18 protein-coding genes are annotated in these 23,065 nt (G+C 66.7%); 11 read left to right on the forward strand and 7 right to left on the reverse strand.

Translation table 11 applies throughout. The features are described 5' to 3' along the window. Nucleotide 1: 1 nt before the first annotated feature. On the reverse strand, nt 2-1,099 hold the full coding sequence (locus tag NX782_RS16330) for a PAS domain-containing protein (RefSeq protein WP_370661805.1): 1,098 nt from the start codon (nt 1,097-1,099) through the stop codon (nt 2-4). Nucleotides 1,100-1,322: 223 nt separating this feature from the next. On the opposite strand from NX782_RS16330, the gene NX782_RS16335 reads away from it, so the two are divergent. Next, on the forward strand, nt 1,323-2,723 hold the full coding sequence (locus NX782_RS16335; RefSeq protein WP_258846537.1) for an MFS transporter: 1,401 nt from the start codon (nt 1,323-1,325) through the stop codon (nt 2,721-2,723). A 3-nt stretch (nt 2,724-2,726) separates the two neighbouring features. On the opposite strand, the gene NX782_RS16340 is transcribed toward NX782_RS16335, so the two are convergent. Both NX782_RS16340 and NX782_RS16345 read right to left on the reverse strand, forming a co-directional pair. Then, nucleotides 2,727-4,127 (reverse strand): chemotaxis protein CheW, encoded by a 1,401-nt coding sequence (locus NX782_RS16340; RefSeq protein WP_258846538.1) that lies wholly within the window; start codon nt 4,125-4,127, stop codon nt 2,727-2,729. Beyond that, entirely contained in the window at nt 4,124-5,857 is a 1,734-nt protein-coding gene (locus tag NX782_RS16345) for a methyl-accepting chemotaxis protein (RefSeq protein WP_258846539.1), read from the reverse strand. Before NX782_RS16345 ends, NX782_RS16340 begins: the two co-directional genes overlap by 4 nt. Nucleotides 5,858-6,115: 258 nt before the next feature. On the opposite strand from NX782_RS16345, the gene NX782_RS16350 reads away from it, so the two are divergent. The 3 genes from NX782_RS16350 (at nt 6,116) to NX782_RS16360 (ending at nt 9,366) form a co-directional block, all read left to right on the forward strand. Continuing rightward, nucleotides 6,116-7,210, forward strand: a complete 1,095-nt coding sequence (locus NX782_RS16350; RefSeq protein WP_258846540.1) for a tartrate dehydrogenase — start codon at nt 6,116-6,118, stop codon at nt 7,208-7,210. A gap of 53 nt (nt 7,211-7,263) precedes the next feature. Next, complete coding sequence (locus tag NX782_RS16355; RefSeq protein WP_258846541.1) at nt 7,264-7,599, forward strand: HNH endonuclease; 336 nt, start codon at nt 7,264-7,266, stop codon at nt 7,597-7,599. A gap of 162 nt (nt 7,600-7,761) precedes the next feature. Further along, the gene (locus tag NX782_RS16360) at nt 7,762-9,366 is read left to right on the forward strand and encodes a response regulator (RefSeq protein WP_258846542.1); all 1,605 of its coding nucleotides are present in this window, start codon (nt 7,762-7,764) and stop codon (nt 9,364-9,366) included. 2 nt (nt 9,367-9,368) lie between these two features. Here the strand turns inward: NX782_RS16360 and NX782_RS16365 are convergent, their stop codons facing one another. Further along, complete coding sequence (locus NX782_RS16365; protein ID WP_258846543.1) at nt 9,369-9,827, reverse strand: response regulator; 459 nt, start codon at nt 9,825-9,827, stop codon at nt 9,369-9,371. A gap of 19 nt (nt 9,828-9,846) precedes the next feature. Next, entirely contained in the window at nt 9,847-12,099 is a 2,253-nt protein-coding gene (locus tag NX782_RS16370; RefSeq protein ID WP_258846544.1) for an ATP-binding protein, read from the reverse strand. 235 nt (nt 12,100-12,334) lie between these two features. On the opposite strand from NX782_RS16370, the gene NX782_RS16375 reads away from it, so the two are divergent. After that, a complete protein-coding gene (locus tag NX782_RS16375; protein ID WP_258846545.1) occupies nt 12,335-14,263 on the forward strand; it encodes a hybrid sensor histidine kinase/response regulator in 1,929 nt (642 codons plus the stop codon). A 31-nt stretch (nt 14,264-14,294) separates the two neighbouring features. On the opposite strand, the gene NX782_RS16380 is transcribed toward NX782_RS16375, so the two are convergent. Together NX782_RS16380 and NX782_RS16385 are read right to left on the reverse strand one after the other, a co-directional pair. After that, on the reverse strand, nt 14,295-15,494 hold the full coding sequence (locus NX782_RS16380) for a lipase family alpha/beta hydrolase (protein ID WP_258846546.1): 1,200 nt from the start codon (nt 15,492-15,494) through the stop codon (nt 14,295-14,297). Between the two features lie 316 nt (nt 15,495-15,810). Continuing rightward, nucleotides 15,811-17,007: a dienelactone hydrolase family protein gene (locus NX782_RS16385; protein ID WP_258846547.1), complete on the reverse strand. Its 1,197-nt coding sequence runs from the start codon at nt 17,005-17,007 to the stop codon at nt 15,811-15,813. Between the two features lie 263 nt (nt 17,008-17,270). Between NX782_RS16385 and NX782_RS16390 the strand changes: the two genes are divergently transcribed. Genes NX782_RS16390 through NX782_RS16415 form a run of 6 tightly spaced genes read left to right on the forward strand, consistent with a single transcriptional unit; the run spans nt 17,271 to nt 23,060 of the window. Further along, a complete protein-coding gene (locus NX782_RS16390; RefSeq protein ID WP_258846548.1) occupies nt 17,271-17,699 on the forward strand; it encodes a MarR family winged helix-turn-helix transcriptional regulator in 429 nt (142 codons plus the stop codon). After that, on the forward strand, nt 17,696-19,450 hold the full coding sequence (locus NX782_RS16395; RefSeq protein ID WP_258846549.1) for an MFS transporter: 1,755 nt from the start codon (nt 17,696-17,698) through the stop codon (nt 19,448-19,450). The genes NX782_RS16390 and NX782_RS16395 overlap by 4 nt, the downstream gene beginning before the upstream one ends. 20 nt (nt 19,451-19,470) lie before the next feature. After that, nucleotides 19,471-20,580: an HlyD family secretion protein gene (locus tag NX782_RS16400; RefSeq protein ID WP_258846550.1), complete on the forward strand. Its 1,110-nt coding sequence runs from the start codon at nt 19,471-19,473 to the stop codon at nt 20,578-20,580. Next, nucleotides 20,577-21,971: an efflux transporter outer membrane subunit gene (locus NX782_RS16405; protein WP_258846551.1), complete on the forward strand. Its 1,395-nt coding sequence runs from the start codon at nt 20,577-20,579 to the stop codon at nt 21,969-21,971. Before NX782_RS16400 ends, NX782_RS16405 begins: the two co-directional genes overlap by 4 nt. A gap of 26 nt (nt 21,972-21,997) precedes the next feature. Beyond that, nucleotides 21,998-22,621: an NADPH-dependent FMN reductase gene (locus NX782_RS16410; RefSeq protein WP_258846552.1), complete on the forward strand. Its 624-nt coding sequence runs from the start codon at nt 21,998-22,000 to the stop codon at nt 22,619-22,621. A gap of 58 nt (nt 22,622-22,679) precedes the next feature. Continuing rightward, entirely contained in the window at nt 22,680-23,060 is a 381-nt protein-coding gene (locus NX782_RS16415) for a hypothetical protein (RefSeq protein WP_258846553.1), read from the forward strand. Nucleotides 23,061-23,065 lie beyond the last annotated feature (5 nt).

The raw sequence follows: 23,065 nt of genomic DNA on the forward strand, positions 1-23,065 counted from the left end.
CCTATGCAAGGATGGCCCGCAGGTCGGCGCGGCGTTGGTCGATGACGACCAGCCCGCGTGTGACACGCGAGACATCGAGCAAATCGTCCACCAGTCCGGTCAGATGCTTTACCTGCCGCAGGATGACGGCGCTGGTACGCTCGACCTGTCCGTCGGCGGTCGTTTTACGGCTCAACAGTTCGGCAGCGACCATGATGGGTGCGAGCGGGTTGCGCAGTTCATGCGCCAGCATCGCCCGGAATTCGTCCTTGCGGCGGTCGGATTCGCGCAAGGCGTCTTCCGCTTTCAAACGTTCGGTCATGTCGAGCAGCGCAACGACCCCGGCGATCACGTGCCCGTCGCGGTCGCGGATGGGGGCCGCCGAACAGACGACGATACGGCGTATGCGCGGTTCGTCGAAGGTCTCGATTTCGATCAAGGCATGTGTCTGAGGATGGCCGCGCAAGGCCTGTGCCAGCGGCCACTCGTCCGGTGCGACGCGCCGGCCTTGCCGCTCCGATCCATCGGCCCACCATCCGCGCCACGCGGAAAAATCGATGACCGTATTCCTCGGCAGCGAACTGCAGGACCACAAGGTGTCATGGGCAGCGTTCGATTCGAGGACCTTGCCGTTCGAATCGGCCATCATGATGCCGACCGGTGTCGCCTGGAGTACGGCGTTGAGACGCGCATGTCCCGCTTCGGCTTCGCTCGCGGCACGCAAGGCTTCCTGCTGGCTCAGGCGCAAGGCCTCCTCGGCGCGCTTTTGCTCGGTGACCTCGATCGTCACGTGGTAGATGCATAGCAGTGCGCCATCCTCGTCGAAAATCGGGGTGTTGACCGCATTCCAGAATCGTTCGACGAAGACTTCGACCCCATCCTTGTTCACTGTGCGAATCGGGTAACGCTGGGTCGGCATCGCCTGCGGCTGGCCTGTTTCGATGGCGCGTTCCAGGGAGGCTCGCAGCGCCTCGACGCCGGTATCGAAGGGGTCGTTCGGATCGGCGGGAAGTGCCTGGAACAATAACTGTCCGACCAGCTGCTCGCGTGTGTGGTTGACGTTGCGCAGGAAGGCATTGTTGACGTCGAGGATGACCGGGTCGGCGCTCGGCGACAGGATATACGCCCTATCGGCGCATTCAGAAAAAACGAATGATAAAGGGCACGATCCATGAGGCTCCCGGAAAGCAGTAGCGAGTCCCGAACTAGCCTAGCCTAAGCATTGCAAAAAGCGCGTGCGGCAATTAACGGAGTGCCTGCATATCGGATGCCGCCGGTTTTTCAGTCCTGCCAGCAGACCTCGCCCAAGCCCCCTATAATCGGTTTTTTAGCGCAGGCCGATCATGCAATCCCCAGTAAATACAAGTACTTACGAGAAATCCGCGATCCCTGTGGACGGCCTCAAGGGCAGCCAGCTCATCTGGGCCGTGATCGTCCTTTCGCTGGGCGTCGGCATGTCCGCGCTCGACACCGCCATCGCCAACACGGCGCTGCCGGCCATGGCCCAGCAGCTGCACGCCAGCCCGGCGGACTCGGTCTGGATCGTCAACGCCTACCAGCTGGCGATGGTCGCGACCCTGCTGCCGATCGCGGCGCTGGGCGAGACTGTCGGCTACAAGCGCGTCTACATCGCCGGCATGGCGATCTTCACGGCGGCATCGCTGGGCTGCGCGCTGGCCTGGTCGCTGCCGATGCTGATCGTGGCGCGCCTGTTCCAGGGACTCGGTGCGGCGGCGCTGATGGGCGTGAATTCGGCGCTGATCCGCGCGGTCTATCCGTCCCGCCTGCACGGACGCGGCTTCGGCAACAATGCGCTGGTGGTGGCGATCGGCTTTGCGCTGGGGCCGAGCCTGGCCTCGATCATCCTCGCGACCGCGTCCTGGGAATGGCTGTTCGGGATCAACGTGCTGCCCGGTGTGCTCGGCTGGTTCCTGGCGCGCAGGGCGCTGCCGGAAACCGCGCGCGCCAGCCACAAGGTCGACGGCGTCGCCGGGCTGTACAACGTGGCCGCCTTCGGCATGGCGGTGCTGGCGCTGGGCGATGCCGCGCACCGCGTCGGCATGCGCACCCTGCTGCCCGAGACCTTGCTGGCGCTGCTGTTCTTCTTCCTGCTGCTGCGCCGCCAGAAGGGGCACCCGGCGCCGCTGCTGCCGGTGGACCTGTTCCGGCTGCCGCTGTTTTCGCTGTCCACGCTGACCTCGATCTGCACCTTCGCGGCGCAGGCGCTGGCCTTCGTGGCGCTGCCGTTCTACTTCGAGAGCCAGCTGGGCCGCTCGGCGGTGGAGACCGGCTTCCTGCTGACGCCCTGGCCGGTGATGGTCGGCGTGATGGCGCCGGTGGCGGGGCGCCTGTCCGACCGCTATTCGCCCGGCCTGCTGGGCGGCGTCGGCCTGGCGATCCTGGCGGCCGGCCTGGCCCTGCTGCTGGGGATGTCCGGCAATCCTTCGGCCTTCGAAATCGGCTGGCGCATGGCCGTGTGCGGGGTCGGCTTCGGTTTCTTCCAGGCGCCCAACGTGAAGGCGATCATGAGCAGCGCGCCGGCATCGCGCAGCGGCAGCGCCAGCGGCATGGTGGCGACCGCGCGCCTGATCGGGCAGTCGACCGGGGCCGCATTGGTGGCCTTCTGCCTGACCATGTTCCACCTGCGCGGCACCTGGTATGCGATCGCCATCGCCGCCGCCTTTGCCGCCGTGGCCAGCATCGCCAGCTTCTCGCGGCTGGTGGTGGCCAGGGCGCCTGCCTGATCCCTAGCTGGCGCTGAAAAAGGGGAGGGTGTCGAGCTCCAGCACCGGATAGCTGATGCGATCGATGCCCTCGCCGACGGTGATCATCTGCACGCGCGCGCCGCCGGCGGCCTGGAAAGCCAGCAGTTCGCCGGTGTTCGCGCTCAGGAGCTCGACCACGTCGTGCACGCGCAGCGCCGCGTGGCGGTCCGCATGCCGTACCACCAGCACGCGTTGCGGTCCCTGGCACGCCGCATCGTCCGGCCCTTCGCGCAAATCGATCAGCGGCAGGCTGCGCCCGCGCCAGGCGAAGGTCGGCATCGCGCCGGCGTCTCCATCCATCGTGTCGGGCAGCGGCAGGATCGCTTCCAGCGCCGCCATCGCAATCGCCCAGCGCCGGCCGGTATCGAACACGACGTGGGCCGGGGCGCGCTTCGCGCTTCTGGCGGATGCGTCCTGAATCGCCTCTTGCCGCGACAAGCCCGGCGCCGCGTGCGTGCGCAGCAGCGCCTCGGTATCGATCTGCAGCACGCGCTGCGGTTCTTCCTCGTCGCCGAGCAGGGCGATGGCCCGCACCAGCGGATGATCGATGCCGGCGTCCGGCGCCGCGGCGGCACTGTCGGCGGGCAGGGCGCGCACCGCCACCACTTCGTCGACCGGCAGCGCCACCAGCAAATCGTCCTGCGCCACGATCGCCACCAGCGGCGCCGGGCCGCTGTCGATGCCGAGCAGCGCCCCCAGGTCGACCAGCGGCAGATGCCGGCCGCGCCACTGGATCATGCCCAGCAGTTCGCGGCCGGCACCCAGCAGCGGCTGGGCCTCGGGCCGGTCCAGCACCTGCGCCACCAGTGCGGCCGGCAGCGCCAGCACCGTCGCGCCGATGCGGACCAGGGCCTGGAGCGGCTCCGGCGCAGCCTGCGCTTGCACGGCGTCGGAAGCAGCGTCGGAAGCAGCGTCGGTGGACGCGGTCCAGGCCTGCACCCGCGCCATCAGCTGCAGCGGATCGAGCACGCTGAGCAGGTCGCCATCGCCGGCCGCCAGCACGCTGTGGAAGAAGTCGTCCTCGACCTGTTCGTGATGGACGCGCTGCAGTTGCGAGGCGCGCGCACGCACCAGGCCGCGCACGGTGTCGATCGCCAGCCCGATGCGGCGGCCCTGCGCGCCCAGCACCAGGATCTGCGCGGGTGCGGCGTCCGCCGTCTCGCCCATCCACTTGCGCAAATCGACCACCGGTATCGCCTGCGCGCCGTCGCTGAACACGCCGTCGATCGCGCCGTGGCTGCGCGGCAGGCGCGCCAGCGCAGGCGGGCGGGCGAGGGCGCGCACCACGTGGCGGGTGTCGATGCCGATGGCCAGCTCGCCGAGCGCTACCCGGGCGTAGGCCAGCAGCGGTTCGGCGCCGGCTTCGCGCGCGTGTTCCATCATGCCGCCGGACGCCGCTCGAAGTTGGCGCTCAGCTGGGCCAGCAGCGCGGCGACGTCGCGGCTGGCGTCGGCCTGCTCGCTGGTGGCGCCGTGGATCTGGACGATCGAGTCGGAGGTCGTGCCGACCGAGCGCTCGATGCGGTCGAAGGCGTGCTTGACCTGGTCGGACAGCAGGCTGCCTTCGTTGACCCGGTTGATGGTCTCGTTGATCAGTTTGCCGATCTCGCGCGCGGCCCTGGCCGATTTCTCGGCCAGCTTGCGGACCTCGTCGGCCACCACCGAAAAGCCCAGGCCGTGCTCGCCGGCGCGCGCCGCTTCGATCGCGGCGTTGAAAGCCAGCAGATTGGTCTGGCTGGCGATGTCGCTGATGGTGTCGATGATGTCGTGCACGTCGCGCGAGGACTTCTGGATTTCGAGGATGGCCTCGCGCGAGCGGTCGAGCAGCTGGTTGCCGTCGCGGGCTTCCTGCTGGGTCTGGACCGCGAGGTCGCGCGAACGCTCCGAATTGCCGGCGATGCTTTCGATCGAGCGGGTCAGCTCGCCCAGCACCTGGGTGATGTCGGCCACCTTGTCCTTGACCATCTGTTCGCGCTGCACCTGCTCGGTGATGTCGGTGGCGAACTTGACCACCTTGAAGGGCTTGCCGTTGACGTCCAGGATCGGGTTGTAGGTGGCCTGCAGCCAGATCTCGGCGCCGTGCTTGCCGCGGCGGCGAAAGCGTGCGCTCTTGAACTTGCCTTCGGCCAGGTCGGACCAGAAGTTGCGGTACTCGGCCGTCTGCGGCAGGTCCGGCGTGCAGAACATGCTGTGGTGCTGGCCCTGGATCTCGTCCATCGTGTAGCCGACCGTGCGCAGGAAGTTGCGGTTGGCGGTCAGGATGTTGCCGCGCAGGTCGAATTCGATCACGGCCTGCGAGCGCGACAGCGCATCGAGTTTGCCGGCGGTCTCGGCGCTCAGCAGCTTGGCCGGCGTGACGTCGGTGGCGAACTTGACGATCTTTAGCAGGCGTCCCTCGATGTCGAAAATCGGGTTGTAGGAAGCCTGGATCCAGACGTCATGGCCCTTCTTGTCGACGCGGCGGTATTCGCCGGCGTTGAATTCGCCGCGCGCCAGGTGCTCCCAGAAGGCCAGGTATTCGGGCGTGCGGGTATAGGCCGGGTCGCAGAACATGCGGTGGTGCTGGCCCAGCACTTCATCGGCCGTGTAGCCGAAGGTGTCGAGGAAGTTGTCGTTGGCGCGCAGCACGCGGCCGTGCAGGTCGAACTCGATCACCGCCTGGACCCGCTCGATGGCGGCGATCTTGCCTTCGTGGTCGCTGGTGGTCAGCTTGTCCTGGGTGATGTCGGTGGCGAACTTCACGATCTTCAGCGTCTTGCCGGCGCCGTCCAGCACCGGGTGATAGCTGGCGTGGATCCAGACTTCGCGGCCGTTCCTGTCGAGGCGCTTGAAGACGCCGGCATGCGGCTCGCCCTTGCCCAGCTGGCCCCAGAAGGCGGCGTACGCCGTCGAGCGCGCATAGCCGGGTTCGCAGAACATGCGGTGATGGCGGCCGACGATCTCGTCGAGGGCATAGCCGGTGGTCTGCAGGAACAGCGGATTGGCATGCAGGATCGTGCCGTCGGTGGCGAACTCGATGATGGCCTGGGTGCGGTCGATGGCTTCCAGCAGCGCAGACTCGGCGCGCGGCGAGGCGACGGCCGATGCCGCCGCGGGATGTGCGTGGTGGTTCATGTGCTTGGCTTGGCCCGGTGGGCGAAAATGGTTGGATGGCGCACGGCGTCGTTCTGCATGCGGGGATTGGGCATGGCAGCAGGGCGGGAAGGTACCGTATTGCCTTAAGTAAATATATTCTACATGAAGCATCGCGCACGATACATCGCCGATTCTCACCAAATGTATCCGACTTGCAACGTTATCACGCCGGCGGCAGGCCCGGCGGGCCGCCGCGAAGCCTGCTAGGATGCTGTCTCGTTACAGGAAAGGCTCATCATGACCCAGGTATTCAAGATCGCCGCCATCCCCGGCGACGGCATCGGCAAGGAAGTGCTCCCGGAGGGGCTGAAAGTGCTGGCCGCGGCCAGCGAACGCTTCGGCCTCGAACTCGAGATCACGCAGTTCGACTGGGCCAGCTGCGACTACTATCAGCAGACCGGCGACATGATGCCGCCCGACTGGAAGGCGCAGCTGGCCGGCATGGACGCGATCTACTTCGGCGCGGTCGGCTGGCCGGCCACTGTGCCGGACCATGTCTCGCTGTGGGGTTCGCTGCTGAAGTTCCGGCGCGAGTTCGACCAGTACATCAACCTGCGCCCGGTGCGCCTGTTCGAAGGCGTGCCCTGTCCGCTGGCGGGCAGGAAGCCCGGCGACATCGACTTCTTCGTGGTGCGCGAAAACACCGAGGGCGAGTACACCAACCTGGGCGGCATCATGTTCCCGGGCACCGAGCGCGAGATGGTGATCCAGGAATCCGTATTCACCCGCCACGGCACCGACCGCGTGCTGCGCTATGCCTTCGAGCTGGCCAAGGCGCGAAAGCAGCAGCACCTGACGGTGGCCACCAAGTCGAACGGTATCGCGATCAGCATGCCCTGGTGGGACGGCCGCGCCGACGCCATGCACGCCGAGTACCCGGAAGTCACGGTCGACAAGCAGCACATCGACATCCTCACCGCGCGCTTCGTGCTGCAGCCGAACCGCTTCGACGTGGTGGTGGCCTCCAACCTGTTCGGCGACATCCTGTCCGACCTCGGTCCGGCCTGTACCGGCACCATCGGCCTGGCGCCGTCCGGCAACCTGAACCCGGACCGCAAGTTCCCCTCGCTGTTCGAGCCGGTGCACGGCTCGGCGCCGGACATCGCCGGGCAGGGCATCGCCAACCCGATCGCGATGATCTGGTCGGGTGCGATGATGCTGGCCTTCCTGGCGGCCGGCGCCAAGGTGCCAGCCTGCTATGGCCAGGCCCACGACGCGATCCTGTCCGCGATCGAGGAAGTGCTGCGCAGCGGTCCGCGCACGCGCGACCTGGGCGGCGAGGCGGGCACGGCGGAGGTCGGCGATGCGATCGCCGCTCTGGTGCGCGGCTGAATCAAGGCTTCGGCAAGGCTTTAAATGACGGCGCGCGCCTCGATATGGAGAGGATGGCGCGCCGCTCCCGCATTCCCGACTTTCCCGAGCTGCCCCCGGCTCCCGCCGCGGACAGTCCCTGCCCCTTGTGCGGCCGTCCGCTCGGCAGCGAGAACGTCGACCGCCACCATCTGGTCCCCAAGTCCCTGAAGGGCAGGGAGCAGTTCCCGATCCATAAAGTCTGCCACCGGAAGATCCACGCGACCTTTTCGGAAAAGGAATTGCTGCGCGGGTATCACACCTGGGAGGCGCTGCAGGGCCACGAAGACATCCGTTCCTTCATCGAATGGGTGGCAAAAAAGCCGCCGGGGTTTTACACGTTCACGTCGAATAAAAAGAAGGGGCGTTGAACGCGGGTATTTACAATCATTTCGCCGAGGATCGCGCAAATTCGGCAAAAAAACCGGCGTTCGTTCCAAGAAATGATGCCTGGTGATTATTCTTGGGTGTAAAATTAAGTCTTCCAATTTTGCAATTCGCGTAGCAGTCCCTCCTCTTTTACCGCAGTTGCAATGACCCAAGACGACTCCACCCGCTGTTCCGTCCTCCTCATCGACGACGAATCCTTTTCCGAAGACATCATCACCCACGGTCTGAAAGCCTGCGCGCCGCATACGCTGCGCTATGCCAGCCAGCCGTCGATGGCGGTCGAGCTGGCCAGGGAGATCGGCGCGACGGTGGTGCTGGTCGATTTGCGCATGCCGGAGATCGACGGGCTGGAGGTCACGCGCCGCCTGCGCGCCGACAAGGATACCGAGCACATCCCCGTGATCGTGCTCTCGTCCGAGGATGACCCCGACGTCAAGGCCAAGGCCTTCGCGGTCGGCGCCAACGATTACCTGGTGAAGTGGCCGGACCCGCGCGAACTGGTGGCGCGCGTGCGCTACCACAGCGACGCCTTCATCGCGCGGCGCCAGCGCGACGACGCCTTTGTCTCGCTGCGCCTCAGCCAGGAGCAACTGGCGGCCAGCCAGTCGGCCCTGTTCCAGGCCCAGAAGATGGAAGCGATCGGCCAGCTCACCGGCGGCGTGGCGCACGACTTCAACAACGTCCTGCAGATCATCGGCGGCAACCTGCAGCTGCTCAAGCTGGTGGGCGACCTGAACGATGCAGGCCGGGCCCGTGTCGACGTCGCGCTGTCCGGCGTCGAGCGCGGCGCCAAGCTGTCCTCGCACCTGCTGGCCTTCGCGCGCCGCCAGCCGCTGCAGTCTGTGGTGATCAACCCGGGCCACCTGCTGCGCGAAATGGACGACATGATGCGCCGCGTGCTCGGCCCGCGCGCCCGCGTCGTCACCGAGATCGAGCATCGCCTGGGCAGCACCCTGGTCGACCCGAACCAGTTGAACAACGTGCTGCTGAACCTGGCCATCAATGCGCGCGATGCGATGGCCGGCAGCGGCACGCTGACGATCCGCGCCGCCAACGTCGGTCCGGACAGCGAGATGCTGCCGCCCTCGCTGCCGGCCGGGCGCTATGTGCTGATCGAGGTGGCCGACACCGGCGGCGGCATGCCGCCGGAAGTGCTGGAGCGCGCCTTCGAACCCTTCTTCACCACCAAGCCGACCGGGCAGGGCACGGGCCTGGGCCTGTCGATGGCCTACGGTTTCGTGAAGCAGTCGGGCGGTGAGATCGTGTTGAAAAGCGAAGCCGGCAAGGGCACCAGCGTGCGCATCTACCTGCCGCGCAGCGAAGGCGAACCGGACCTGGTCGAGGACATCGCCGTGGCGCCGCTGCTGGGCGGGCCGGAAACCATCCTGGTGGTCGAGGACGAGGAAGACGTGCGCAGCGCCACCTGCGGCATCCTGTCGGCGCTGGGCTACCGGGTGCTGGAGGCACCGGATGCGGCGGCCGCCAAGGCCATCGTCGAAAGCGGCGAACAGATCGACCTGGTGTTCAGCGACGTGATCATGCCGGGACCGGTCAGCAGCCTGCAGCTGGGAGAAGTGGTGCGCGAGCGGCTGCCGAAAGCGCAGATTCTATACACCTCGGGGTATGCGGAAGGCGTGCTGGCGCACGAGGGGAAGATGGAAGCGAACGTCAATCTGCTGCAGAAACCCTACCACCCGGATGCGCTCAGTGCGCGCATCCGTCATTTGCTGCGCCGGCGCTCGGCGTAAGCTTACTTGTTCGGCCGGATGTACTTCTGCGAACCCGGCGGCGGTTCGTTCAGCACGGCCCAGAAGATGCCCAGGTCGGCGATCGCGCGCACGAATTCCGTGAAGTCGACCGGCTTGACCACGTAGGCATTCACGCCCAGTTCGTAGCTGCGCACCAGGTCTTGTTCTTCGCGCGAGGAAGTCAGCATCACGACCGGCAGCGGCTTCAGGCCGTCGGTGGTGCGGATCTCCTTCAATACTTCCAGGCCGTCGACCTTCGGCAGCTTCAGGTCGAGCAGGGCGACGGCCGGGTTGCCGGCCGGGCGCTGCGCGTACTCGCCGCGGCGGTGCAGGTAGTCGAGTGCTTCGGCGCCGTCGCGTACGACGATCACCTGGTTGGCGAGCTGGCTCTTCGACAATGCGATCAGCGTCAGCTCCAGGTCGTTCGGATTGTCTTCGACGAGCAGGATGGGCTTGAGCATGTGTTCTTTCAGGATTGGATCAGTTATTCGATACTTGTTTGGGAAGTGCAAACGAGAAGGTCGCGCCTTCGCCCTGCCTTGAGTCGGCCCAAACCCTGCCATTGTGCCGCTCGACGATGCGGCGGACGTTGGCCAGGCCGATGCCGGTTCCCTGGAAATCTTCCATACGGTGCAGGCGCTGGAATACGCCGAACAGCTTGTGGACGTAATCCATGTTGAAGCCGGCGCCATTGTCGGCCACATGGAAGATGGTCTCGTGCGGCATGTCCTCGAAGCCGATGCGGATCACGGCCGGGTCTTGTTTGCCGGTGAACTTCACGGCGTTCGACAGCAGGTTGAACATCGCCAGGTGCAGGAAGGTCGGGTCCGCGTAGACCGTCGGCAGCGGGGCGATATCCCACTCGATGTTGCGGCCGCGCGTTTCCAGCGCCAGCTTGTCGATGCAGGCGGCCACCAGGTCCTTCATGTCGACCGTGGTCGGGCGCAGCGAGGCGCGGCCCATCTGCGAGAAGGACAGCAGGTCGTCGACCAGCTTGCCGGCCATGCGCGCCGCATCCTTGATGTTCTTCAGGAAGCGCTGGCGCTGCTCGCCGTTCTCGCTGCCGGCCGATTCGATCAGGAGGTCGGCGAATCCAACGATGTGGCGCAAGGGCGCGCGCAGGTCGTGCGACACCGAATACGAGAAGGCTTCGAGCTCCTTGTTCGAGCGCGTCAGCTCCTCGGCCAGCTCGGCCATCTGCTCGGCGCGCTCCAGCACGATGCCCAGCAGCGCGGTGCGGAATTCCAGCGCCAGTTCGATCTCGCCGCCGTGCCAGGGCACGCTGGTGCCATGGATGGTTTCGCGCCAGGCGGCAAAGCTGGTGCGCGGCGACAGATTGATCGGCAGGCCGGCGGCGGTGGCCTGCACCAGCTTGTCGTGCGGATTGCCGGCCCATTCGATGGTGTGCACGAATTCGGGACGGAACCACAGCAGGTAGTGCTTGTGGATGCGCGAGATCGGCATCGCCAGCAGGCCGCTGGCATTGCGGATCATCTTCGCGGCCGCAGGCCATTCGGCGGACAGCTTGTCGGTGTGGTAGACATCGCCGTGGTCGTGCACCGCCAGCCAGTCGACCAGGCCGAGGATGTCTTCCTCCTCCGGCGCATCGCCGAAGGTCAGCACGCGCTCGTCGAACACCACCGCGGCCCCGGTTGCGCGCGCGAAGCGCAGCAGTTCGGGGAACACGCCGGACAGGTTCTCGATGAAGTTGTTACCCTGGCTCAGGCCGGCCAGCATCGACACCATGATGCGCCGCACGTCGAGCCGGAACTGCAGCTCGTGGGCATCCTCGCGCGACTCGATGCACAGCGCCAGCAGCTGGGCCAGCTGTTCGCAGGCGGTGCGCTGTTCGAAGGGCACCGGCGACGGATCTTCGTTGTGGCAGGAGATGATGCCCCACAGCTTGCCCTTGACCATCAGCGACACCGACATCGAGGCCAGCGTGTGCATGTTGCGCATGTACTGCAGGTGCACCGGCGAGACGCTGCGCAGCACCGCGAACGACAAATCGTTCGGCTTGCCGGTGAGCGGGTTCAGGTTCGGCACCAGCGGCGCCGGCGTGTAGTTGGCGTTCTGGATCAGGCGGATCGGCGACAGCGCGTACAGCTGGCGCGCCTGGGCCGGAATGTCCGAGGCCGGGAAATGCTGGCCCATGTAGGAGGCGTAGTCGTCCTGCTTGGCTTCGGCCACGACATGGCCGTGGCCGTCGCGGTCGAACTGGTAGACCAGCACGCGGCCGTAGCCGGTGACCGAGCGTACGTGGTGGCAGGCCAACTGGGACAGCGATTCGATGCTTTCGGCGCCGTCGACTTTTTTGAGGAAATCGCCGATCAGCGAGTACAAATGACGGAAGTCGGCCGGCGCCGCGCGCTCGGTCGGCTCGAACTCGAGGATGGTCAATTCGTCCCAGCGGTGGGCCAGCACGTCGAAATGGCGGCCGTTGGCGGCGGTGACCGTGCCCACATAGTAAGGACGGGAGTCCAGCCTGGTCTCCAGCTCGGGCGCCAGGCGCAGGGCCGCGGCCTCGCCGATCACCTCGGCCAGCGGGCGGCCGACCGCCGCCTGGGCGCTACGGCCGGTCCAGTCGCCAAGGTTGGCGCTGGCCTGCAGCACCACCATGTCGCTCGACAGGGACAGCAGGAAGCCGTGCGGCTGGATGCTGCCGGGCGTGCGAATCGGCTCCCGGTCGCAGGCCGACAGGTCGAGTTCAGGGACGGACGGGGCCGGATTCATGTGCAAGGTGACGGATGGGCGATCGTGGTTTCAAGCCCACTATTTTACATTGAAAAGTTTACCGGCCTTCCGCTGGGCTATTTGACAATATTGCCGATGAGGCGATAACGCAACGTTGGCGCCTGTCGGACAGCGTGAAATCCGTTGGCGCGCGCACCGACAAGAAGCCCCTCATGCGTGTATGATTAAATGGATTTGAATCAATGAATTAGGGCGTCTCGAACGCGCGTTAGCCATGAACGAACATACGCAGCAAAAAAAGGTCATGTCGGATGAGCGGCGCTACCAATACCTGATCACCGGCATCAACGACTACGCGATCTACATGCTCGACCCGCAGGGGCACGTGAGCAGCTGGAACGCGGGCGCCAATCGCTTCAAGGGTTACGTGGCGCAGGAAATCCTGGGCCAGCACTTCTCGCGTTTCTACACCGACGAAGACCGCGCCTCCGGCCTGCCGACCTACGCCCTCAAGACCGCGCTCGAGCAGGGCAAGTTCGAATCCGAAGGCTGGCGTGTGCGCAAGGACGGCAGCCGCTTCTGGGCCCACGTCGTGATCGACCCGATCTACAACGAGGACGGCATCCTGCTCGGCTACGCCAAGGTGACCCGCGACGTCACCGAGCGCAAGAAGGCCGAGGACAAGCTGCGCGAAAGCGAGCAGCGTTTCCGCCTGCTGGTGCAGGGCGTGACCGACTACGCGATCTACATGCTGTCGCCGGAAGGCCTGGTCACCAACTGGAACTCGGGCGCCGAACGCATCAAGGGCTACACCCACGACGAGATCGTCGGCAGCCACTTCTCGCGCTTCTACACCCCCGAAGACCAGGCCGCCGGCGTGCCCAAGCGCGCGCTGTCGACCGCCGGCGAGGTCGGACGCTTCGAGGCCGAGGGCTGGCGCGTGCGCAAGGACGGCACCCGCTTCTGGGCCCACGTGATCATCGACGCGATCCACGACGACGAGGGCAAGCTGATGGGCTTCGCCAAGATCACCCGCGACCTGACCGAGAAGAAGCGCACCGCGGAGGCGCTGGAAGCGGCCAACGCCGCGCTCTACCAGGCGCAGAAGATGGAATCGATCGGCCAGCTCACCGGCGGCATCGCGCATGACTTCAACAACCTGCTGTCGGTGCTGTCGAGCGGCCTCGAAGTGCTGGCGCTGCAGCGGCAGGCGTCCCTGCGCGGCGGCGAGGGCGGCGACAGCCGCACCATCGACAGCATGCGCCGCGCCGTCGACCGCGGCGCGCGCCTGACCCAGCAGCTGCTCGCGTTCGCGCGCCAGCAGCCGCTGCAGGCCGAGACCCGCAGCCTGAACCGCATCATCACCGGCTTCGAACCGGTGCTGCGCCGCGCCGGCAATTCGAACATCGAATTCGTGGTCGACCTCGACCGCAAGGCGCACAGCGCCGTGATCGACAGCGCGCGTTTCGAGTCGGCGCTGCTGAACCTGGTGGTCAACGCGCGCGACGCCATGCCGGACGGCGGCCGCATCGTCATCGCCACCCGCAACGTCACGCTCGACCACCACGAGGCGGGCAGCCTGCCCGCCGGCGAATACGTCAAGGTGACGGTCAGCGATACCGGCACCGGCATGCCGCGCGAGGTGGTGGGGCGCGCCTTCGAGCCCTTCTTCACCACCAAGGAAGTGGGCAAGGGCACCGGGCTCGGCCTGTCCCAGGTGTACGGCTTCATCAAGCAGTCGGACGGCGAAGTCGTGATCGAGAGCTGCGAAGGCGAGGGCACCACGATCGCGATCTACCTGCCGGCGGTGGTGTCCGATGCCCAGGAAGACAAGCGTTCCCATGTCGAGCGGGTGCTGATCGTCGAGGACGAGCCGGACCTGATGGACGTCGCCGCATCGCTGTTCACCAGCATGGGCTACGACGTGCTGACCGCTTCCAGCGGCCGCGAGGCGATGGACGTGCTGGAACAGCGCGACGTCGACATCCTGTTCACCGACGTCGTCATGCCGAACGGGATGGACGGACTGGAACTGGCCAGCTACACACGCACCCACTACCCGGACACCAAGATCGTGCTGGCCTCCGGCTACCCGCTGCCGGCGCTCAAGCAGCGTCATGGCCAGAACCTGAACGACTTCGCCTTCGTCAACAAGCCCTACCGGCTGGCAGACCTGGCGCGGACGCTGCGTTCCGCAATGTAAAGTAGAGTGGGCACCCCGTGCCCACGATCCGCTACAACCCGAAAATGATGTCGCAGATGCGGTCGTAGACCGGATCCGCCGACGGCCCGGTATTCGGCCAGTTCAGGATATCGAAGTGGTCGTAGCCCTCGTAGGTGCCGAGGTAATTCCAGCTGCCCTTGACCGCATGGCCGTCGTAGTCGCGCACCGGATGGCCGGCGGGCGCGCGCATGCTCACTGTGTTGACCACGCCGTCGCTGGCGAACCAGCTGCTGTCGATGCGCACCCGACCCAGCGCCGACTGGGTGTACGAACCCATGCCCGGCTGGCCCAGCGTGCCGGCGATGGTTTCGCCCGCGAACAGCTTGAAGTAGGGGATCATGTCATCGCGCGGGTACTGGAACTGGCTGCTCTGGACCGGCGCCAGCACGCGGTCGCTGCCGTTGCAGCACCACGTCCCCGCCACGGTCGCCAGCGTCCCCACCGAAAACCAGTACACCGAGGGCGAGGTCTGCGCCCAGCGGTTGAACTCGCGCGCGCCGTCCGGCGCCAGCTCCCAGTGCGCCAGGCGGTTGTCGAGGATATCGCGCAGCGGGCTTCTCAGGTTCGGCAGGACGTAGAGCACGGCATCGCGCAGCGTGGTGCCGTTGTGCGGCGCCGAGATCGTCACCACGCTCTTCACCCAGCCGCGCTTGCCGCCGCGGTACAGGTCGCCGCCGCCTTCGTCGCCGTCGGGCGAACCGTACTCCAGCAGCTGGACCAGGGCGCGGATCGTGGTGCCGCCCTGGCTGTGGCCGACCAGGTGGACCGGGTGCGCCGCATCCCATTGCGGATAGAAGGCGAGCGGGTAGCCGTGCGGATTGTTGTTCGGATCGGCGGCCCAGCATTTACCGGTGGGCTGGCGCGCCTGGCCGGGATAGCCGTAGCGCGCCACGTGGGTGGCGCCATAGTCGACGCAGCCGCCCTTGATCTGCGCGTACAGCTCGGCGGCGCGGTCCCAGTTGGAGCTGATGGCGCCGACGCCGGCCGTGTAGACCGCATGCGGCCCCTTGTAGACCTGCATGCGCGCGGCGATGTTGCGGTAGCCGCCCCAGTACAGGAAACCGTTGCCGGGATAGGTGTCGGGGCCGAAGCCGAGGAAGCCGTGGACCAGGACCACCGGGTCGTTATTGGCGGCCCCGGCTGGTGCCATGCCGAGCAGGCAGGCCAGGGCCAGCAGGGCTCGGGTGCAGAGGGTATTGAGGGACGACATGCAGGGCTCCCGTTTTGGGTGGCGGACACTGCATTGTCGAAGTGGTATCGGGTAAGGAGTTTGCGCGAACCCAAACCGCTGAGTACGCCGCCATTCCCGCTGCCCCAAAACGTCATTCCCGCTGCCCCAAAACGTCATTCCCGCGGAAGCGGGAATCCATGCTGAGCCACTAAGCACGCGGCGTATGGATTCCCGCCTTCGCGGGAATGACGTTCAGGCAGCGGAATGACGTTCAGGCAGCGGAATGACGTTCAGGCAGCGGGAATGACGTTCAGGCAGCGGAAATGACGTTCAGGGAGCGGGAACGACGGAGCAGTTAGTTGGTCACCGCCGCCGTACTACCCATCTGCGCGGTCCCGGCCGCATCGCTGCTCGGCGCCGGCGTATTCGAGGCCGTCACCGCGGCCTTTTCGGCCAGGTCCGGGTTCCACACCACGTGCTCGTCGACCGAGTACAGGCGGCACGGCTTGTCGCTCTTGGCCGAGCAGGTCGCCAGGGCGCGTGCTTCCGGATCTTCGCCTTCTTCGGCCCAGCACCAGGCGCCGCTGCTCGATACCGCGAATGCGCGCGGCGTCATCTTGGTCAGGTACTCCGCATAGGCGCGCTTGCCGTTTTCGCTCAGGAAGGGCACCGACTCGACGTCGTCGACCTTCGCGAAATTGGTCGGCTGCGGCATCGGCGGCTCGGGCACCTTGTAGATCACCTTGGTCGGCATGCCGATGCGGTCCAGGAATTCCATGGTGTCGGCCAGCCAGACCTTCCCGCCGTCGCGGCTGGCCAGCATGCCGTGCGAATCGCGCTTGAAGGCCGCGTACTCGACCAGCTTGGCCTTGCCGCCGGCCTGCTCGAAGGCGTCGTGCATGCGCGCCACCAGTTCCGGGCCGAACAGCGAATCGTTCTGGCCGTACATCCACAGGCTCGGCAGTTTGTTCTGCGCACCGTATTCGGCAAAGGCCGAGACCAAAGCCGAGCGCCAGCCGCAGCCGTTGCTGTCGTCGCGCAGGCCGCCGGCAAAGTTGATCAGGCCGCGCACGCCCGGCAGTTCCTGGGTGCCCAGGGCAATCGTCGCCAGGCCGCCATAGGACTGGCCGGCAACCACGATATGGTCGGCGTCGATCCACTTCTGCGAGCGGGCATATTCCAGGGTGTCGCGGATGTCCTCGGCCTGGGTGTAGCCGTTGGCCGTCATGTCGCAACCGTGGTCGCGGTAGCGGCCGGTCGAGTTGGCGAAGCCCTGGCGCATCGGCACCATCACTGCATAGCCGCGGGCCACGAAGGCGTGCGCCATGTGGTAGAAGCGGTCGCGCGGCTGCAGGTTCGGGTGACCCGGATCCTTGCCGTGGTTGATGATGATGAGCGGGAACGGGCCCGGACCGTTGGGCTGGAACACGGTCGTCTCCAGGCGTGCCTGGTGATTGCGGCCGGCCGGGATCAGAACGATGTGCTCGTTGATGCGGTAGTCCAGCTGCAGCTCCTGCTCGACCGAGAAGCCGGGCAGCATGGCCAGGACCACAATCGCTGCGGAGGTAAGTTTGCGAACAGATGCGGGTGCTCTAAACATGGAAAACTCTGAGACAGTGGCCTTACGGATGTGCTCGCAAGAAACCAATTGCTTAGCGGAATAAGTTGATTCTAAGCACTGTAATTTCTGAGAGCAATATCCGTTTAACCAATTCGCGCATTAAATCTTCGCGTGTGGCCACATATGCCAGAACAGGCAGATAATTCGCATGTCCAACGATTGGGTGGCCTATGGATACGCTTGATGAGAAGTTCATGCAGGCTCTGCAGGCAGGTGGAAGGGCCTGGCAAAAGGCGCTCGAGCGCCAGCTCAAGACCTGCGGCCTGACCGCGGCCGGCTGGAGCGCCATCGCCGCGCTGGCCGAGATGCGCCGCGCCGCCGGCGAGGATGCGCGCCCGCCTTCGCAGACCGCGCTGGCCCAGCAGCTGGGCGTGGACGGCGCGACCCTGGTCGCCACCATCGACCGCCTGGCGAGTGCGAATCTGATCGCACGGATACCGAGCCGGCAGGACCGCCGCGTGAAGCTCGTCGTGCTCACGCAACAGGGCAGGCAGCTCGAAGAAAAGGCGCGGGCCCAGGCCGATGCCCTGCGGCGCGAGGCGCTGGCGCGTCTCGACCCCGGCGGTCTCGCGGTGGCCGCCGAGGTGCTGGAACAGTTGCAGCAGGTGCTGGAGAACGCATGAGCGACAAGTACGCCCCGCGCGAATGGCACCCCGACGAACGCCCGACCATGCCGGGCGGGCCGTCCTTCCCGGCTCACTCCACGCCGCGCCGCATCGCCTTCTTCCTGGTCGGCACCCTGGTCACGTTGACCGGTGGCCTCGGCAATGCGCTGGTGACGGTCAACCTGGTCAATCTGCAGGGCACGCTGGGCGCGTTTGCCGCCGAGACCAACTGGCTGCCGACCGCCTATGTGATGACCAACGTCTCGATGAACCTGCTGCTGGTGAAGTTCCGCCAGCAGTTCGGCCTGCGCGCGTTCACCGAGTTCTTCCTGGTGCTGTACGCGCTGGTGACCTTCGCCCACCTGTTCGTCAACGATCTCGGCTCGGCGATCGCGGTGCGCGCGGCGCACGGCATGGTCGGCGCGGCGCTGTCCACGCTGGGCCTGTACTACACGCTGCAATCCTTCAAGAAGGAGTGGCGGCCGCGCGGCATCATCATTTCGACCGGCATCTCGCAGCTGGCGCAGCCGATCGCCTATCTGTTCTCGACACGGCTGCTGGAAGTGGCCGAATGGCGCGGGCTGTATGTGTTCGAGCTGGGCCTGACCCTGGTTACGCTGGGCGCGGTGCTGTGGCTCAAGCTGCCGCCTGGCGACCGTTTCAAAGCCTTCCGCCCGACCGACTTCGTGACCTTCGCGCTGTTCGCGCCCGGCATGGCGCTGCTGTGCGCGGCGCTGAGCTTCGGCCGCGTGCTGTGGTGGACCCAGGAGCCCTGGGTCGGCGTGGCGCTGGCCGTGTCGATCTTCCTGCTCCTGGCGGCGGTGGCCGTCGAGCACAACCGCAAGAACCCGCTGCTGAACCTGCGCTGGCTCACCAATGGCATGATCGCGCGCCTGTTCATCGCGATGGTGCTGGTGCGGGTGGTGCTGTCCGAGCAGAGCGTGGGCGCGGTCGGCTTCCTGCGCATGGTGGGACTGAACAACGACCAGCTGCAGACCCTGTTCCTGGTGGTGCTGGGCGCGACCATCCTCGGCATCGTGATGTCGGCGCTGACCTTCAATCCGCCGCACCTGATGGCGCCGCAGGTGGTCGCCCTGCTGATCATGGCGCTGGGCGCCTGGATCGATTCGCACGCCACCAGCCAGACCCGCCCGGAAGAGATGTATGTCAGCCAGGCCCTGCTGGCCTTCGGCGGCGTGTTCTTCCTCGGCCCCTTGCTGCTCACGCTGCTGGGTACCGTGATCACGAATCCGGCCAACCTGATCACCTTCTCGGTGCTGTTCGGCCTGACCCAGAACCTGGGCGGCCTGCTCGGTTCCTCGCTGCTGGGCACCTGGCAGGTGATGCGCGAAAAATTCCATTCCTCGAACCTGGCCGACCAGCTCAGCAGCCTCGATCCGCTGGTGGCGGCCCGCATCCAGCAGGGCGGTGCGGCCTATGGGCGGGTACTCGCCGACCCGTCCTCGCGCACGCGCCAGGGCATTTCGGTGCTGAGCCAGACCGCCACGCGCGAAGCCAACATCCTGGCCTACAACGACGTGTTCCTGATGATCTCCATCCTCGCCGCCCTGCTGGCGGCCTGGATCTTCGGCCGCGCGCTGTGGCTGAAGTATGTGGCGCCGCCGAAGCCCGCCGCGCCGCCGCCGACCCCGACCCCGACCCCGGCGCCTCCGGCGGAGGTGCCCGAAACCTTGACCGATTCGCCGATCGCCGACGCGCAGGGCGAGGCGCCCGAGCCGACCGTCGACGGATCGGTACGCCCAACATGAACATTTGAAACGACACAGCCATGGCCGAAACCACCACGACCGCAGCCCAGCAAAAATCGAACCGCCACGTCATCGTCAGCGGCGCCCTGTTCGCGCTCATCGCGCTGATCGGCGTGCTGATCGTGCTGTATGCCTGGGACCTGCCGCCCTTCCGCAGCACCGTCGAGACCACCGAGAACGCCACCGTGCGCGGGCAGGTGACCATCATCAGTCCGCAGTTGTCCGGTTACATCGTCGAGGTCGACGTGCAGGACTTCCAGAACGTCAAGCAGGGCCAGCTCCTGATGCGCATCGACGACCGCATCTACCAGCAGCGCCTGGAGCAGGCGCGCGCCCAGCTGGCGACCCAGCGCGCGGCGCTCGCCAATTTCGCCCAGAGCCAGAAGAGCGCGGCCGCCACCATCGCCCAGAACGAGGCGGCGGTGGCGAACGCCGGCGCCCAGGCCCAGCGCGCCCAGGCCGACCTGCGCCGGGTCGAGGAGCTGGCGGCCGACGGTTCGCTGTCCACGCGTGAACGCGACGCCGCGCGCGCCGCGCACGCGCAGGCGGTGGCCCAGACCGCGCAGTCGCGCGCCGCGCTCGAGATCTCGCGCCAGAACCTGCGCACCGTGGACGTCAACCGCGCCTCGCTGGAAGCGGCGGTGGCCAACGCGGAAGCGGCCGTCAGGCTGGCCGAAATCGACCTGTCGAATACCCGCATCCTGGCACCGCGCGACGGCCAGCTGGGCCAGGTGACGGTGCGCCTGGGCGCCTTCGTCAACGCCGGCGCCCAGCTGACGGCCCTGGTGCCGCAGACCATGTGGGTGGTGGCCAACATGAAGGAGACGCAGATGGCCGGGGTGCGCCTGGGCCAGCCGGTCACCTTCACCGTCGACGCCCTGAACCACGCGAAGATGCGCGGCCACGTCGAGCAGATCGCGCCGGCCACCGGTTCCGAGTTCTCGGTCATCACCCCGGACAACGCGACCGGCAACTTCGTCAAGATCGCCCAGCGCATCCCGGTGCGCATCAGCATCGACCCCAACCAGGAGCTGGCAACGCGCCTGCGACCGGGCATGTCGGTGGTCGCCAGCATCGACACCAAGGCGCCGGCCGCCGCCGCCGCTGCTTCCAAAGGGCAGCAGCGATGAGGCGCGGGCTGGGTTGTTCGCTGGCGGCGGGCGCGGCCGCGCTGCTGCTGGCCGGCTGCCGGATCGCGGTGCCGGACCGCCCCGTGTCCACGCTCGAGGTGCCGGTGGCCTGGCGCGCGCCGCTGCAGGTCGGGCCGAATGCCGCCGTCGAGCAGGGCTGGTGGCGCGCCTTCGGCGATCCGGCGCTGGACGCCCTGGTGGCGCAGGCGCTGGCGCGCAACGGCGACCTGCGCACCGCGCGCTCACGTTTGCTGGAATACCAGGCCCGCATCCGGGTGGCGCGCGCGGCCCAGGAACCGAACCTGTCGGTCAGCGTCGGCCCGACCCGTGCCCGCAGCATCGGGCCGCTCGGCACGCCGGTCGAATCGACCGCGATCACCGGCAACGTGCAGGCGGCCTACGAATTCGATCCCTGGGGCCGGCTGGAAGCGGCCACGCAGGCCGCGCGCTTCGACCTCGCGGCCCAGCAGGCGGCGGCGGATGCGGTGGCGCTGTCGGTGGCGGCGAATACCGCGTCGGGCTACCTGAACCTGCGCGGCCTGGATGCCCAGCTGGCGCTGGCGCGCCAGACCCTGGCCTCGCGCGAACAGTCGCTGGCGCTGGCGCGGCGCCAGTTCGAGGTCGGCTACAGCTCGCGCCTGGAGCTGTCCCAGGCCGAGGCCGAGTACCGCAACACGACCGCCGTCGTGCCCCAGCTGGAGCGCGCCATCACCCAGCAGGAGAACGCGCTGAACCTGCTGGCCGGCGCCAATCCCGGACCGGTAGCGCGCGGCGCCGAGCTGACGGCCCTGCGCCCGCCCGGCATCGCGCCGGGCCTGCCGTCCGAACTGCTGCGCCGCCGCCCCGACATCGCCCAGGCCGAGCGTACGGTGGCGGCGGCGGATGCCAGCCTGGCCGCGGCCCGCGACCAGATGCTGCCCTCGCTGCGCCTGACCGCATCGGTCGGCGGCTATGCGCACAATCTGCCGGACCTGCTGGGCGCCGGCACCACCTTGTGGAGCGTGGGCGGCAGCGTGCTGGCGCCGATCTTCGACGCCGGCCGCCTGCGCGCCCAGGCCGAGATCTCGGCCTCGCTGCGCGACCGCGCCGTGTTCGCCTACGAGAGCGTGGTGCGTAACGCCTTCGCCGAGACCGAGAACGGCTTGAGCAGCGTGCAGCGCCTGCGCGAGCAGCTGGAACAGGCCGAGGCGCGCCGCGTCGCCACCGCCGAGGTGCTGCGCATCGCCCACAACCGCTACCGCAACGGCTATTCGTCCTACCTGGAAGAGCTGGACGCCCAGCGCAATGCCTTCAGCGCCGAGACCAGCGTGCTGCAGCTCCGGGCAAGCTGGCTGCAGGCGCACGTCGACCTGTATCGCGCGCTCGGTGGCGGCTGGAACGTGGCATCTTAGACAAACTTGCAAACAGTGGAGGCAGCATGATCAATATCGGAGTGATAGTGGGCAGCACCCGCCCCGGACGCAAGGCGCTCGACGTGGCGCGCTGGGTGATGGAAGTGGCGGGCACGCGCGGCGATGCCGCTTTCGAACTGGTCGATATCCAGGCATTCAATCTGCCGCTGCTGGACGAGCCGGTGCCGCCCTCGATGGGCCAGTATTCGCAACCGCATACCAAGGCCTGGGCCGCGAAGATCGCCGAGTTCGACGGCTTCGTGTTCGTGACCCCGGAGTACAACCACGCCACCTCCGGCGCGCTGAAGAACGCGATCGACTTCCTGTATAAGGAGTGGAACCACAAGGCGGCCGGCTTCGTCGGTTACGGCAGCGCCGGCGGCGCGCGCGCGATCGAGAACCTGCGCCTGGTGATGGGCGAGCTGATGGTGGCCGACGTGCGGGCCCAGGTCATGCTGTCGCTGTTCACCGATTTCGAGAATTTCACGACCTTCAATCCGGCCGAGCATCATGAGCGCGCGGTCGAAACCATGCTCGACCAGGTGGTGCAGTGGGCCGGCGCGCTGAAGCCGCTGCGCAAGGACGATCCGCCGGTCGAGGTGCCGGACAACATGCCGCCGCGCGGGGAGCGGGTGGGCGGCAGTTTCTGAGGATGTTGGTGCATCTGATAAAGTGTCGCGTCTTGCCATAACCTTCATGACTTAGCAGATGAATCAGCAGCAGATTTGGGTGGAGCCGGTGGGCGACATCGTTCTGGCGCGCCTACGTGGCAGGTGCGACGAGGACATATTGAAGGAATGCATGCACCGCGTTTTCGAACTGGTAAAGGATACCGGCCAGTTCAAGGTGTTGTACGACGCACTGGAGTTGGAAGACCCGACGGTTGACATGGCTCTGTTGCAACAGGAAATGGACATGGAGGCCAGACAGGCGTTGGGCCCCGTTCCGCTGCGCAGAGCCATTCTGGTTCCCAACACGCGTATCGCTTATCTGGCGCGTATCGCGTTTGGACAATTCGGCGAAGGCGCGTACCGGGTCTTCTACAACGACATGTCACAGGCAATCCTGTGGCTGGAGGAGAAGCTTTAGGCTCC

This window comes from Massilia norwichensis, from assembly GCF_024753245.1.
Lineage (GTDB): Bacteria > Pseudomonadota > Gammaproteobacteria > Burkholderiales > Burkholderiaceae_D > Telluria > Telluria norwichensis.

Coding starts and splice junctions, on each gene's coding strand:
- NX782_RS16335 (WP_258846537.1), top strand. CDS start 1,323: ATGCAATCCCCAGTAAATACAAGTACTTACGAGAAATCCGCGATCCCT.
- NX782_RS16340 (WP_258846538.1), bottom strand. CDS start 4,127: ATGATGGAACACGCGCGCGAAGCCGGCGCCGAACCGCTGCTGGCCTAC.
- NX782_RS16345 (WP_258846539.1), bottom strand. CDS start 5,857: ATGAACCACCACGCACATCCCGCGGCGGCATCGGCCGTCGCCTCGCCG.
- NX782_RS16350 (WP_258846540.1), top strand. CDS start 6,116: ATGACCCAGGTATTCAAGATCGCCGCCATCCCCGGCGACGGCATCGGC.
- NX782_RS16355 (WP_258846541.1), top strand. CDS start 7,264: ATGGCGCGCCGCTCCCGCATTCCCGACTTTCCCGAGCTGCCCCCGGCT.
- NX782_RS16360 (WP_258846542.1), top strand. CDS start 7,762: ATGACCCAAGACGACTCCACCCGCTGTTCCGTCCTCCTCATCGACGAC.
- NX782_RS16365 (WP_258846543.1), bottom strand. CDS start 9,827: ATGCTCAAGCCCATCCTGCTCGTCGAAGACAATCCGAACGACCTGGAG.
- NX782_RS16370 (WP_258846544.1), bottom strand. CDS start 12,099: ATGAATCCGGCCCCGTCCGTCCCTGAACTCGACCTGTCGGCCTGCGAC.
- NX782_RS16375 (WP_258846545.1), top strand. CDS start 12,335: ATGAACGAACATACGCAGCAAAAAAAGGTCATGTCGGATGAGCGGCGC.
- NX782_RS16380 (WP_258846546.1), bottom strand. CDS start 15,494: ATGTCGTCCCTCAATACCCTCTGCACCCGAGCCCTGCTGGCCCTGGCC.
- NX782_RS16390 (WP_258846548.1), top strand. CDS start 17,271: ATGCAGGCTCTGCAGGCAGGTGGAAGGGCCTGGCAAAAGGCGCTCGAG.
- NX782_RS16395 (WP_258846549.1), top strand. CDS start 17,696: ATGAGCGACAAGTACGCCCCGCGCGAATGGCACCCCGACGAACGCCCG.
- NX782_RS16400 (WP_258846550.1), top strand. CDS start 19,471: ATGGCCGAAACCACCACGACCGCAGCCCAGCAAAAATCGAACCGCCAC.
- NX782_RS16405 (WP_258846551.1), top strand. CDS start 20,577: ATGAGGCGCGGGCTGGGTTGTTCGCTGGCGGCGGGCGCGGCCGCGCTG.
- NX782_RS16410 (WP_258846552.1), top strand. CDS start 21,998: ATGATCAATATCGGAGTGATAGTGGGCAGCACCCGCCCCGGACGCAAG.
- NX782_RS16415 (WP_258846553.1), top strand. CDS start 22,680: ATGAATCAGCAGCAGATTTGGGTGGAGCCGGTGGGCGACATCGTTCTG.